General features: G+C 67.3%; 11 protein-coding genes. All 11 read left to right on the forward strand.

Features of this window, described 5'->3' with window-relative positions; translation table 11 throughout:
• The first annotated feature begins 262 nt into the window (after window positions 1–262).
• Window positions 263–1,954: a ClcB-like voltage-gated chloride channel protein gene (locus AC3FKH_RS00215; RefSeq protein WP_488671958.1), complete on the forward strand. Its 1,692-nt coding sequence runs from the start codon at window positions 263–265 to the stop codon at window positions 1,952–1,954.
• A 106-nt stretch (window positions 1,955–2,060) separates the two neighbouring features.
• Window positions 2,061–2,447 (forward strand): hypothetical protein, encoded by a 387-nt coding sequence (locus AC3FKH_RS00220; protein WP_488671960.1) that lies wholly within the window; start codon window positions 2,061–2,063, stop codon window positions 2,445–2,447.
• Window positions 2,448–2,530: 83 nt separating this feature from the next.
• A complete protein-coding gene (gene miaB, locus AC3FKH_RS00225) occupies window positions 2,531–3,883 on the forward strand; it encodes a tRNA (N6-isopentenyl adenosine(37)-C2)-methylthiotransferase MiaB (RefSeq protein ID WP_488671962.1) in 1,353 nt (450 codons plus the stop codon).
• Between the two features lie 23 nt (window positions 3,884–3,906).
• Window positions 3,907–4,905 carry a PhoH family protein gene (locus AC3FKH_RS00230; protein WP_488671963.1) on the forward strand — a complete coding sequence of 333 codons (999 nt, stop codon included), beginning with the start codon at window positions 3,907–3,909 and terminating at the stop codon, window positions 4,903–4,905.
• Window positions 4,906–5,661: an rRNA maturation RNase YbeY gene (gene ybeY, locus AC3FKH_RS00235; RefSeq protein ID WP_488671965.1), complete on the forward strand. Its 756-nt coding sequence runs from the start codon at window positions 4,906–4,908 to the stop codon at window positions 5,659–5,661. It begins immediately after the preceding gene.
• Between the two features lie 130 nt (window positions 5,662–5,791).
• Window positions 5,792–6,673, forward strand: a complete 882-nt coding sequence (locus AC3FKH_RS00240) for an HlyC/CorC family transporter (RefSeq protein WP_483710484.1) — start codon at window positions 5,792–5,794, stop codon at window positions 6,671–6,673.
• Window positions 6,670–8,244, forward strand: coding sequence for an apolipoprotein N-acyltransferase (lnt, locus tag AC3FKH_RS00245; protein WP_488671966.1), 1,575 nt, complete (start codon window positions 6,670–6,672; stop codon window positions 8,242–8,244). Before AC3FKH_RS00240 ends, lnt begins: the two co-directional genes overlap by 4 nt.
• Before the next feature lie 510 nt (window positions 8,245–8,754).
• Entirely contained in the window at window positions 8,755–9,711 is a 957-nt protein-coding gene (gene glyQ / locus AC3FKH_RS00250; protein WP_488671968.1) for a glycine--tRNA ligase subunit alpha, read from the forward strand.
• The gene (locus tag AC3FKH_RS00255) at window positions 9,708–10,340 is read left to right on the forward strand and encodes a hypothetical protein (RefSeq protein WP_488671970.1); all 633 of its coding nucleotides are present in this window, start codon (window positions 9,708–9,710) and stop codon (window positions 10,338–10,340) included. Before glyQ ends, AC3FKH_RS00255 begins: the two co-directional genes overlap by 4 nt.
• A 35-nt stretch (window positions 10,341–10,375) precedes the next feature.
• Window positions 10,376–12,508: a glycine--tRNA ligase subunit beta gene (gene glyS / locus AC3FKH_RS00260; protein ID WP_488671972.1), complete on the forward strand. Its 2,133-nt coding sequence runs from the start codon at window positions 10,376–10,378 to the stop codon at window positions 12,506–12,508.
• A 38-nt stretch (window positions 12,509–12,546) separates the two neighbouring features.
• Window positions 12,547–13,125 carry a D-glycero-beta-D-manno-heptose 1,7-bisphosphate 7-phosphatase gene (gene gmhB / locus AC3FKH_RS00265; protein ID WP_488671974.1) on the forward strand — a complete coding sequence of 193 codons (579 nt, stop codon included), beginning with the start codon at window positions 12,547–12,549 and terminating at the stop codon, window positions 13,123–13,125.
• Window positions 13,126–13,130 lie beyond the last annotated feature (5 nt).

The raw sequence follows: 13,130 nt of genomic DNA on the forward strand, positions 1-13,130 counted from the left end.
CTGGGCGCGCCAGCCAGCAGGCGACCTGTGTGATCTGAAACAACGCCGGTCGGGGGACCGGCGAAGCGGGGGCCGGCGGCATCCGCTTACGAAACAAAGGTCGGTAGTGTAACAGCCAAGGGCAAACCTTTTCGGCACATGGGCGTGCCGTGCCGGCTGATACACACCGGCACGCGGCGCGCGGGTGTGGCGCTGCGCTATCATGCGGCCACCACCCGTCCCGGGGCGACGGCGCGGCGTCGCGCCACCCACGCAAGCACTCATGCGGTTCCGATTCCTTGAAGACCAGGAAGTCACGCTGTTCGCGGCGATTCCGGTCGGCATTCTGGCAGCCATAGCGACCACCCTGTTCAAGGAAGCCCTGGAACGGGCCGGCGTTGTCATCTTCTCCAGCAACGCGGACGTGGTTGCCGTGTTTGCCGGGCTGGCGCTGGCCTGGCGCATCGTGGTGCCGGCCGTCGGCGGGGCGCTGGCGGGCTTGCTGCTCTCCGCCGCCAACCGCTTTTCCGGCAGCGGCGGCGCGACCGACTACATGGAAGCCGTGGCCAACGGCAGTGGCCGCCTGCCGGTGCGCGTCACGCTGCTGCGCTCGCTGTCGTCGTTCTGCTCCATCGTCAGCGGCAGCTCCGTCGGCAAGGAAGGCGCGATGATCCAGCTCGCCGCGCTGTGCGGCTCACTGTTTCCCTCGACACGCATCGGCCGGCCCGATGGCGCCTCGAACATGCGCCGCATGCTGACCGCCTGCGGTGCCGCCGCCGGACTGGCCACGGTCTATCACACGCCGCTATCGGCCGCCGTGTTCGTGGCTGAAGTGGTGTTCGGTGCACTAGCGGTGCAACGGCTCATGCCGCTGTTCCTGGCTTCGGTGGCGGGCGCCATGGTCAGCCAGTGGCATGGCGGCCTCCAGCCCCTGTATCCGGGCCTGCACATCGAGCCGGACCTGCGCCCGCAGTTGATACTGGCCGCGGCAGGCCTCGGCGTCACCGCTGGCATCGTTGGCGCGCTGTTCCTGCGCGCCGCGAGCAAGGCGCGCGGGCGCTTCGCCCAAGTGCCCGGCGGACCAGTGGCGCGGCTGGCGCTGGGCGGCGCGCTGGTGGGCGTGCTGGCCATGGCCGTGCCTGAAGTCGTCGGCAATGGCTTCTCGACAATCCAGACCATCCTGCAGGAACAGCCGCTGACGGTTTCGGTGGGCCTGGTGCTGCTGGCCAAGCTGGTCGCGACGGTCATCAGCATGGGCTCCGGCGCGGTCGGCGGCGTGTTCACGCCTTCGCTGTTCGTCGGCGCGGCACTGGGCCAGTTGCTGGCGATCGTCATGCAGGCCGTGGTGCCCGGCGCACCGGCCTCGCCGGTGCTGCCGCTGGTCGGCATGAGCGCCTTTCTTGCGGCGACCAGCCAGGCGCCGCTGATGTCGGTGCTGATGGTGTTCGAGATGACGCTTGCGCCCGCGCTGCTCTTGCCTTCGATGATCGGCGCCGTGGCGGCGTATTACACGGCCTCACGCTGCCAGACGCTGTCGCTCTACAGCGTGATTGCCGAGCGCGCCCATGCCTCCGCCGCCGAAGAGCACGCGCGCGCCATGACGCTGGCCGGGCTGTGCGATCCGACCGATACCACGCTGGCGCCGGATGCCTCGCTGGCCGCCGCGGCCGACAAGTTTGCCGAGACGGGCACCCGCTACCTGTACCTGGTCGAGCCCGATGGCCGCCTGCTGGGCGCGCTGTCGATCCACGCGCTGCAACGCGCGCAGCGCGAAAATTCCGCCCCCGGCGTGCTGGCGCTGGCCGAGCGCGACTTCCCGTCGCTGACCCCGGAATCGCGGCTGCGCGACGCGCTGGAGGTCTTTGCCGCGCACGGCATCAACCGCATTCCGCTGGTGCGCGATGCGGACAGCCGCGAGCTGATGGGCACGGTCTCCAAGCAACGTGTGCTGCAAGAGGCATCTTGTCTGTTCTAGGCGACGCGGCCATCCGGCACGGCACGGTGCCGGTCGAACGGGGTAAAATACCCGGTTGCCCTTCCGCCCCCATCTCAACCTGAGCTGCGCCCTTTCCGGAGCCAATATGCCCGCTGGCCGTTCCCTGCGTCGGAGTGCTTCATCGCGTTTTTTCAAGCCGCTGCTGGCCCTGTCGCTGGGCACGGCACTGTGGCTCGGTGCAGCCGGCGCCATGGCGCAGCCGATCCGCGTGATCCCGGTCGATGCGCCGCAGGCGAAGCTGGTTGTCGCCACGCCGTCGGCAGGCGCACCGCAGACGGTCACGCTCGATGGCAAGACCATCGGCGTGGCGCCGGGCCTGCGCGTGTTCAGCACCGACAACGAGCTGATGAACATGGCTGCCATCGCCGGGCAGAAGCTGCCGGTGCGCTACAAGCTCGACCTGTACGGCCAGCTGCTGACCGCATGGGTGCTCAGCGAACAGGAACAGAAGGCGCTGAAAGCGAAGTCCTGACCCACCGAAGTACGGAGGCGCATGCGCCGTCCGTGTTGTTGCCACACCCTGATGCCCCCAGGTGAACCACTGAGACCGGCACCATGAAGAAAGTATTTGTGAAGACGTACGGCTGCCAGATGAACGAGTATGACTCGGACAAGATGGTCGACGTCCTGAGCGCCAGCCAGGGGCTGGAACCCACCGACAACGTCGAAGACGCCGACGTGATCCTGTTCAACACCTGCTCGGTGCGCGAAAAGGCGCAAGAGAAGGTGTTCTCCGAACTGGGCCGCATGAAGGCGCTCAAGGCCGCCAAGCCCGATCTCGTGATCGGCGTGGGCGGCTGCGTGGCCAGCCAGGAAGGCGCGAGCATCGTTTCGCGCGCGCCGTATGTCGACGTGGTGTTCGGCCCGCAGACGCTGCACCGCCTGCCCGACCTGATCGCGCGCAAGCAGCGCACCGGCCAGTCGCAGGTCGATATCTCGTTCCCCGAGATCGAAAAGTTCGACCACCTGCCGCCGGCCCGCGTGGAAGGCCCGAGTGCCTTCGTCTCGATCATGGAAGGCTGCTCGAAATACTGCAGCTACTGCGTGGTCCCGTACACGCGCGGCGAGGAAGTCTCGCGTCCGTTCGAGGACGTGCTGGCTGAAGTGGCCGGCCTGGCCGAACAGGGCGTGCGCGAAGTCACGCTGCTGGGCCAGAACGTCAACGCCTATCGCGGCGCCATGGGCGGCACCAGCGAGATCGCCGACTTCGCGCTGCTGATCGAGTACGTGGCCGAGATCCCCGGCATCGAACGGATCCGCTATACCACCAGCCACCCGAAGGAATTCACGAGCCGGCTGGTCGAGCTCTATGGCCGCTGCGACAAGCTCGTCAACCACCTGCACCTGCCGGTGCAGCACGCATCCGACCGCGTGCTGATGGCGATGAAGCGCGGCTACAGCGTGCTCGAATACAAGAGCATCGTGCGCAAGCTGCGCGCGCTGCGACCTGACATGTCGATGTCGTCGGACTTCATCATCGGCTTCCCTGGCGAAACCGAAGCCGACTTCGACAAGCTGATGGCGATGGTCGAAGAAATCGGCTACGACACCTCGTTCTCGTTCATCTTCAGCCCGCGCCCCGGCACGCCCGCGGCCAACCTGCACGACGACACGCCGCACGAGGTCAAGCTGCGCCGGCTGCAACACCTGCAGGCCACGATCGAAGAGAACGTGCAGCGCATCAGCCGCAATATGGTCGGCTCGGTGCAGCGCATCCTGGTCGAAGGCCCGTCCCGCAAGGACCCGACCGAACTCCACGGCCGCACCGAGAACAACCGCGTGGTCAACTTCGCGCTGCCGGGCGTACCGCAAGCGCAGCGCGACCGCATGATCGGCCAGATGGTCGACGTATCGGTCACGCAGGCGTTCCCGCACTCGCTGCGCGGCGAGATCGTGGTGCGCCAATGAGCGAAGCCACCCCACGCGCCAGAATGAAGATTCCTACCGCAGAATTCGTCGCCCCGCGCGACGACAACACGCGGCTGCAGAACCTGTGCGGCCCACTCGACGAGAACCTGCGCCAGATCGAACAGGCGCTCGACGTGACCATCCAGCGCCGCGGCCATCGCATGACCGTGCGCGGGACCAACGCGCAGGATGCCGCCCTCGCGCTGGAGCGCTTCTACAACGAGGCGCGCACCGCGCTGTCGATCGACGACGTGCAGCTGGGCCTGGTGGAGACCCGCCAGATCTCGGCGCACGGCAGCTACCTGCCGCAGGCCGACAACGAGAACGGCACCACCGAGTTCGAGGACGACTCCCCGGTACTGCATACGCGGCGCTCCGGGCTGCAGGGCCGCACCGCCACGCAGCGCGAGTACCTGCGCCACATCCTGTCGCACGACCTCACGCTGGGCGTGGGCCCGGCGGGTACCGGCAAGACCTATCTCGCTGTGGCGTGCGCAGTCGATGCACTCGAGCGCGACACGGTCAAGCGCATCGTGCTGACGCGCCCGGCCGTGGAAGCCGGCGAGCGCCTGGGCTTCCTGCCCGGCGATCTCGCGCAGAAGGTCGACCCGTACCTGCGCCCGCTGTATGACGCGCTCTACGACCTGCTCGGCTTCGACCGCACGCAGAAAATGTTCGAGCGCCAGATGATCGAGATCGCGCCGCTGGCGTACATGCGCGGACGCACGCTGAACCACGCCTTCATCATCCTCGACGAGGCGCAGAACACCACGCCCGAGCAGATGAAGATGTTCCTCACGCGCATCGGCTTCGGCTCCAAGGCGGTGATCACCGGCGACACCACGCAGATCGACCTGCCGCGCGGACAGAAGAGCGGCCTGGTGGAGGCCCAGCACGTGCTGCGCGATGTGCGCGGCGTCGCCTTCTCGCGCTTTTCCAGCATCGACGTCGTGCGCCACCCGCTGGTGGCCCGCATCGTCGACGCCTATGACGAATACCACGCCCAGCACAAGGACGCGTAAGTGAAATCCAAGAAAGCCCAGTCTTCCGGCATCAGCCTGACCCTGTTCGATGGCGAAGGCCGCGCGCGCAAGAGCGCCGCCCACGCCGTGCGCGTGCAGCTGCCCGATGGCCGCAGCCTGACCGTCGACCTGTCCCAGGCCGCCGACGGCGTGGTGGCCCTGCTCGCAGAGCACACCGACACGCGCCAGCAGGCCGGCCTGCTGGTGCGCCCGGACAACAACGATGCGCTGTCGGTGGCCGTGACCGCGACGCCGGTCGTCACCACGACGGGCACGCCCGCCACGCCGCCCGCGCTGGAACTGGAAGTGCAGCAAGGCGACGGCGTCGGCAAGCGCGCCGGCCTGCCCTCGCGCAAGCAGATCGAGACCTGGGTGACGTCGGCGCTGTACGCGGACGCCGCCCTGACCGTTCGCTTCGTTGGCGAAGACGAAGGCCGCAAGCTCAACAGCACCTATCGCGACAAGGATTACGCCACCAATGTGCTGACCTTTGCCTACGCGGAGACCGAGGACGACCCGGTCACCGGCGACATCGTGCTGTGCTGCCCCGTGGTGGAAGCCGAAGCGCGCGAGCAGCGCAAGCCGCTGGAAGCGCACTATGCGCACCTGATCGTGCATGGCGTGCTGCACGCGCAAGGCTACGAGCACGATGACGACGGTGAAGCCGAGGAAATGGAAGCGATCGAGACCGAAACGCTCCAGGCCCTGGGCTATGACGATCCGTACCGCGACGACCGCAGTCCGGTCGCGCACTGAACGCGGCGCCACTTCGCACTTGAAGTGAGTCCGCCCGCACACAGCCGGCCCCATCGGCCGGCTGTGTCACGAGAGTCGACGGCCTTTTAGTGTATCCTTCAGACGATCTCCACCACGCGCTTGCCGCGAAATGAACGACCCCTATCCCAGTTCGAAGCCTGCCCAATTCAGGCAGTCCGATCGTCCCCGATCGCTCCTCGAACGCCTGACCGACCTGATTTCCCCTGAGCCCGAATCCCGCGCGGAGTTGCTTGCCGTGCTGCAGGATGCGCATGAGCGCAACCTGATCGACGCCGATTCGCTCTCCATGATCGAGGGCGTGTTCCAGGTCTCCGAACTGACCGCGCGCGACATCATGGTGCAGCGCTCGCAGATGGATATGGTCAATATCGCGGACGCGCCGCAGACCTTCATCCCCTTCATGCAGCATACGGCGCACTCGCGCTTCCCGGTGTATGAAGGCAGCCGCGACAATATCATCGGCATCCTGCTGGCCAAGGACCTGCTGCGCTACTACACCGACGAGCAGTTCGACCTGCGCGAGACGCTGCGCCCGGCGGTGTTCATTCCGGAATCCAAGCGCCTGAACATCCTGCTGCGCGAGTTCCGCAACAACCGCAACCACATTGCCATCGTCGTCGACGAATACGGCGGCGTGGCCGGGCTGGTCACCATCGAAGACGTACTGGAACAGATCGTGGGCGACATCGAGGACGAGTTCGATCTCGACGAGGACCAGGACAACATCCTGCCCCTGCCCGATGGTGGCTGGCGCGTGCATGGCCTGACCGAGATCTCGCAGTTCAACGAGGTGTTCGGCACGGCGTTCTCCGACCACGACGTCGATACCGTGGGCGGCCTGCTGTCGAACCATCTCGGCCACGTGCCGCATCGCGGCGAGATCATCACGTTGCCGCCGGTCAGCTTCGAAGTCCTGCGCGCCGACGCGCGCCAGGTCCACCTGCTGCTCGTGCACCGCGAGTCGCCCGCGAACCACCTGGCCGACGCATGAAGCGCCCGGCCCCGGTGCTGGCCGGCACGTCCGGCGCGGCACGCGAGCGCGTGTCCACCGCGATCCTCACCCGCCTGCTGCTGGCCGGCATGCTTGGCATTGCCCACACCCAGGCCTTTGCCCCGCATGACTGGTGGTGGCTGCAGATCCTGTCGCTGGCCGGCCTGGCCGCGCTGATCGCCGATGCCCCGCGCGCGCGCGTGGCGGCCGCCACCGGCTATGCCTTCGGCCTGGGCTGGTTCCTGTCCGGCATCTGGTGGCTCTACATCAGCATGCATGTCTACGGCGAGATGCCGGCCTGGATGGCCGCGCTTGCCGTGGTGCTGTTCAGCGCCTTCCTGTCGCTCTACCCGGCGCTGGCCGGCGCGGCCTGGCATCGCCTTGCCACGCGCCTGCCGCGGCTGTCGATCTGGACCCCGCTGGCCTTCGGTGCAGCCTGGGGACTGTCGGAGTGGCTGCGCGGCGTGGTCTTCACCGGCTTCCCGTGGCTGTCGGGCGGCTATGCGCATGCCGATGGCCCGCTGGCCGGCTTCGCGCCGCTGTTCGGCGTGTACGGCATCGGCGCGCTGGCCGCTACCGTGGCCGCGCTGCTGGTGCTGGCCGTACGTGCATTCGGGCATCGCGCCGGCGGCCGCGGCCTTGTGGCCGCCGTGCTCGTCGCGGCGCTGCCGATCGCCGGTGCAGCGCTGGCGCCGGTTGCGTGGACCACGCCTGCGGGCAGCCCGATCACGGTCCGGCTGCTGCAGGGCAACGTGCCGCAGGACATCAAGTTCGAGCAGGCCGGCGTGCAGCGCTCGATCGAGCTGTACCGCGACATGATCACCGCCACGCCGGCCGACCTGATCGTCACGCCCGAAACGGCGTTCCCGGTCATCCTGCAGGATCTGCCGGTCGACGTTGCAGTCGCCATGCGCGACTTCATGGAAAAGTCCGGCACCGCCGTGCTGTTCGGCGCCGCCGGCGCCGATTCGCCGGTCGATTTCACCAACAGCGTATTCGGCATCGGCCCGCTGTCACGCGGGCTTTACCGCTACAACAAGCACCACCTGGTGCCGTTCGGCGAATTCATCCCGCTGGGTTTCCACTGGTTCGTCGACATGATGAAGATGCCGCTCGGCGACTTCCGGCGCGGCGGCCTCGAGCAGCCGCCGATGCCGGTGCGCGGCATCCGCGTGGCGCCCAATATTTGCTACGAGGATCTGTTCGGCGAGGAAATCGCCCAGACGCTGCGGCACCAGTCCGCGCCCGCCAACATGATGGCGAACCTGACCAACCTGGCGTGGTTCGGCGACACCATCGCGCTGGACCAGCATCTGCAGATTTCGCGCATGCGCGCGCTGGAAATGCGTCGCCCGATGCTGCGCGCAACCAATACCGGCATGACGGCCGTGGTGACGCCGGATGGCAAGGTGCAGGCGCGCTTGCCGACCTTTACCGTCGATACGCTGACGGCCCAGGTGCAAGGCATGGAGGGGCTGACGCCCTATATCCGCTGGGGAAATGTGCCGGTGCTGGCCTGGTTTGCCGCCGCGCTTGCGCTGGCCGCCTGGCGCGCGCGGCGCGCACGCTGAACTGACTGCCGGGTCACAGGCAGCAGGTTTGCCAGGGCGCGTCCGTCACGGGTAGTGCGGTGCGCGTCCAGGCCCGCCATCGCCGCGGTGTTGCCTGGCTATGCCATCTCCTTCCAGTCGCCGCCGAATCAGGCGAGCAGGCTCGTCACAGCTGCTGCGGCGATCATGACCGCGATGGCGAGCAGATAAGGTTTGCGAGAAAGTAATGCCATGACCGTGTCCCCATCATTTGGTGGTTCTTAGCAACTCTGACAACTGGTTGCTTACTCATACTGTATACAAAAACGTTATCGGCAAGGGCACCCCAAGCCTGAATCCCCCGTCGGTGTTTTCCCCATGCGTTGCGAAAGCCCGACATGCCGCCGCGGCCCGCAAAGGCAGGCCGGCGCCCAAAAACCCGATAGAATTCAGGGTTTGGCACCAACCGTATGCGTCGCCCGCTGCACTTTGACTGCAGCCCGCGCCCTGAATGGCGCGGCATTGCGGCGGGACTCCCGATCTAGTCTTCCTATGCTGACCTTCCAACAAATGATTCTGACCCTGCAGGCCTACTGGGACCGGCAGGGCTGCGCACTCTTGCAACCCATCGATCTGGAGGTCGGCGCGGGGACTTCGCACGTGCACACGTTCCTGCGCGCGATCGGGCCGGAGCCCTGGCGCGCGGCCTATGTGCAGCCGTCGCGCCGTCCCAAGGACGGCCGCTATGGCGAGAACCCGAACCGCCTGCAGCACTACTACCAGTACCAGGTCGTGCTCAAGCCCGCGCCGGAGAACATCCTCGAGCTGTACCTCGGCTCGCTCGAAGCGCTGGGGCTGGACCTGAAGCAGAACGACATCCGGTTCGTCGAGGACGACTGGGAGAACCCCACGCTGGGCGCATGGGGCCTGGGCTGGGAAGTCTGGCTCAATGGCATGGAGGTGACGCAGTTCACCTACTTCCAGCAGGTCGGCGGCATCGACTGCAAGCCGATCACGGGCGAGATCACCTACGGCATCGAGCGCCTGGCCATGTACCTGCAGAAGGTCGAGAACGTCTATGACCTGGTCTGGACCGAGTGGCAGGAGAACGGCGAAACACGCCGCCTGACCTATGGCGATGTCTACCACCAGAACGAAGTCGAGCAGTCCACCTACAACTTCGAGCACAGCAACACCGAAATCCTGTTCCGCCATTTCGCCGAACATGAGAGTGAGGCCAAGCGCCTGATGGGCAATGCCGGCGAGACAGCCGACAGCGGCGCCCAAGCGCAAGCTGGCACCGGCCCTCGCCTGGCCCTGCCCGCCTACGAACAGCTGCTCAAGGCCGCCCACACGTTCAACCTGCTGGACGCGCGCGGGGCGATTTCCGTGACCGAGCGCGCCGCGTATATCGGCCGCATCCGCAATCTCTCGCGCCAGGTCGCGCAGGCCTATTACGATTCGCGCGAAGCGCTGGGCTTCCCGATGTGCGGCGGGGCCAAGGCATGACGACGCTGACGCGCAGCGCGCTGTGCTGCGCCATGGTCATGGCAGTGCTGGGGCTGACGGGCGGTGCCGCCGCGCGTGCCAAGACCCAGCCCGCGCCGAGCCCGCAAGCGCTGCTGCTGCCGGCCGATCTGTCCAATGTATGCGAAGCCGAACCGCAGGCACTGCAGGTCGCCATGGCGCGCCACTGGCAGCCGTCGCTGAACTCGCTCGACCAGTGGACACAGCTGGTGCGGTCGTTCGCATGCGACCTGTCGGGCTCGCGCGATCTGGGCTGGCACCGCGTGCCGCTGCGCGCGTACGAAAGCGCGATTCGCTATCCGCTGACCTGGACCGATACGGAAATCCGCAACGGCAAGCCGCGCCGCGTCATGCGCACCTACTATTCGGCCGCGCAGCTGCCGCCGAAGATCGATTTCTGGGTGGGCGGGCGCATCGACGAGATCCGCTACGACAAGCGCCTGCGCCGTATCGAGGCGCGCTTTCCGGCCGCGGGCAGCCGCGCCGCCGGCAACGGTGCGGCAAGTGCCGTCGCCGTGCCGCAATGCGCGTTCACCACCCTGCAATTCCGGCAACAGAACGGCCTCTGGCTGCTCTCCGGTGTAGAACCTAATCTCGAGCCGCACTGCTGATTGCAGGGCGTGCCACAACTTGTTGGAAACGATTCATGTCGCAACCCATGACCGACTCGCTGCTGATCGAACTGTTCACCGAAGAGCTGCCGCCCAAGGCCCTGTCGCGCCTGGGCGAGGCCTTCGCGCAGGGCCTGTTCGCCGGACTGCGCGAGCGTGACCTGCTTGACGACGGTGCCGCCGTCACGCCCTATGCCTCGCCGCGCCGCCTGGCCGCGCTGGTATCCGGCGTACGCCGCAGCGCGCCGGACCGCGAGCAGCGCGAGAAGGTCCTGCCGCTGTCCGTGGCGCTGGGCGCCAATGGCGAACCCACCGCGCCGCTGGCCAAGAAGCTGGCCGCGCTGGCCAAGTCCGTCGGCGTGCCGGAAATCGACTGGCAGTCGCTGGAGCGCGCCTCCGACGGCAAGGCCGAGGCCTTCTTCTATCGCTACACCGCCCGGGGCGCGGAGCTGGCCGCCGGCCTGCAGGCCGCGCTGGATGACACCATCGGCAAGCTGCCGATCCCGAAGGTGATGAGCTACCAGCGTCCGAGCGGCGACACTGTGCATTTCGTGCGCCCCGCGCACCGCCTCGTGGCGCTGTTCGGCGGCGAGATCGTGCCGGTCTCCCTGCTTGGCCTGCAGGCCAGCAACCTGACGCAGGGCCATCGCTTCCTGTCGCACGGCGCGATCGAGATCCCGCACGCGACGCAGTATGCGGACGCGCTGCTGCAGCAGGGCAAGGTGATCGCGAGCTACGCGCAGCGCCGCGAGTCGATTCGCGAACAGCTGCTGAAGGCCGCCGGCGCGGACCAGGTCGTCATGCCCGATGCGCTGCTCGACGAGGTGAACTCGCTGGTGGAATGGCCGGTCGTCTACGCCTGCCATTTCGAGGAAGCCTTCCTGGCGGTGCCGCAGGAATGCCTGATCCTGACGATGCAGACCAACCAGAAGTACTTCGCGCTGACCGACGCCGAAGGCCATCTGCGCAACCGCTTCCTGATCGTTTCCAATCTCGCCACGGAAACGCCGCAGTCGATCATCACGGGCAACGAGCGCGTGGTGCGCCCGCGCCTGGCCGACGCCAAGTTCTTCTTCGACCAGGACCGCAAGAAGACGCTGGCCTCGCGCGTGCCGCAGCTGGCGAGCGTGGTCTACCACAACAAGATCGGCACCCAGCTTGATCGCGTGCAGCGCCTGCAGCAGATTGCCGGCCACATCGCCGACGCGCTCAACGCGGCCGGCGTCGCCGTGGACAAGGCCGCTGCCATGCGCGGCGCCGAACTGGCCAAGGCCGACCTGCTGACCGATATGGTCGGCGAGTTCCCCGAACTGCAAGGCACCATGGGCACCTACTACGCCCGCCACGACGACGAAGCCGAGGACGTGGCGCTGGCCTGCTCCGAGCACTATCGTCCGCGCTTTGCCGGAGACGCGCTGCCCGAAGGCGCCGTCAGCACCGCCGTGGCGCTGGCCGACAAGCTGGAAACGCTGGTCGGCATCTGGGGCATCGGCCTGCAGCCGACCGGCGAGAAAGACCCGTTCGCGCTGCGCCGCCATGCGCTGGGCATCCTGCGCATGCTGATCGAGAAGCCGCTGGCGCTGTCGGTCGACGCGCTGCTCGCGCTGACGCAGCAGGCCTTTGCCGGCGTGCCGGCCGTCAAGGCGGCTCCGGAGGCGATTGCCGATTTCCTCTATGACCGTGTGCGCGGCTATCTGAAGGACAAGGGCTACACCACCAATGAAGTCGAAGCCGTGGTCAGCCTGCGCCCGCAGCAGCTGCACGACGTGCTCGGCCGCATGGAAGCCGTGCGCGCCTTCGCCGCGCTGCCGGAAGCCGAAGCGCTGGCCGCCGCCAACAAGCGCATCACCAACATCCTGAAAAAGAACGCCGACGCCGCGCAGGACATCGCCGCCGTCAACCCGGCCCTGTTCCAGGAAGATGCCGAGCGCGCGCTGCACGGCGCCATCGAACAGGTGCGCCCGGCCGTGGCAGCGGCCTTCGCCCGCGGCGACTTCACCAGCGCGCTGCGCGACCTGGCCCAGCTGCGCGAGGCCGTGGACGGCTTCTTCGACAACGTGATGGTGATGGCCGAGGACGCGCAGCTGCGCGCCAACCGCCTCGCGCTGCTGGCCTCGCTGCATGCGCTGGCCAACCGCGTGGCTGACATCTCCAAGCTGGCGGCCTGACCCAGGCTGCACGCCGCACGCCACACCGGAAACCAGACATGCCGCAGACACCGCCCAAATTCATCGTCCTCGACCGCGACGGGGTGATCAACCTCGACAGCGACCAGTTCGTGAAATCGGCCGACGAATGGGTGCCGATCGAAGGCAGCCTGGAAGCCATCGCCATGATGAACCAGGCCGGCTACCGCGTGGTGATCGCCAGCAACCAATCCGGCATCGGGCGTGGGCTGTTCGAGATGAGCGCGCTCAACGCCATGCACGAGAAGATGTACAAGGCGCTGGCCAACCTTGGCGGGCGTGTCGACGCCGTGTTCTTCTGCCCGCATACCGCGGCCGACGCCTGCGACTGCCGCAAGCCGAAGTCCGGTCTGCTCGAACAGATCAGTGAACGCTTCGGCATCGAACTCAAGGGCGTGCCCATCGTCGGCGACTCGCTGCGCGATCTCGAGGCCGGCGTGGCGGTCGGCTGCACCCCGCACCTCGTACTGACCGGCAAGGGCCAGAAGACCCTGGACAAGGGCGGCCTGCCGCCCGGCACGCGCGTTCACGACGATCTGCGCGCCTTCGCCCGCTGGCTGGCCGGCGGCGACGCCGCGCCGCGCCCGGCTTCTTCCTGAATTCC

This window comes from Cupriavidus sp. 21MJTG02-4 (assembly GCF_057798975.1).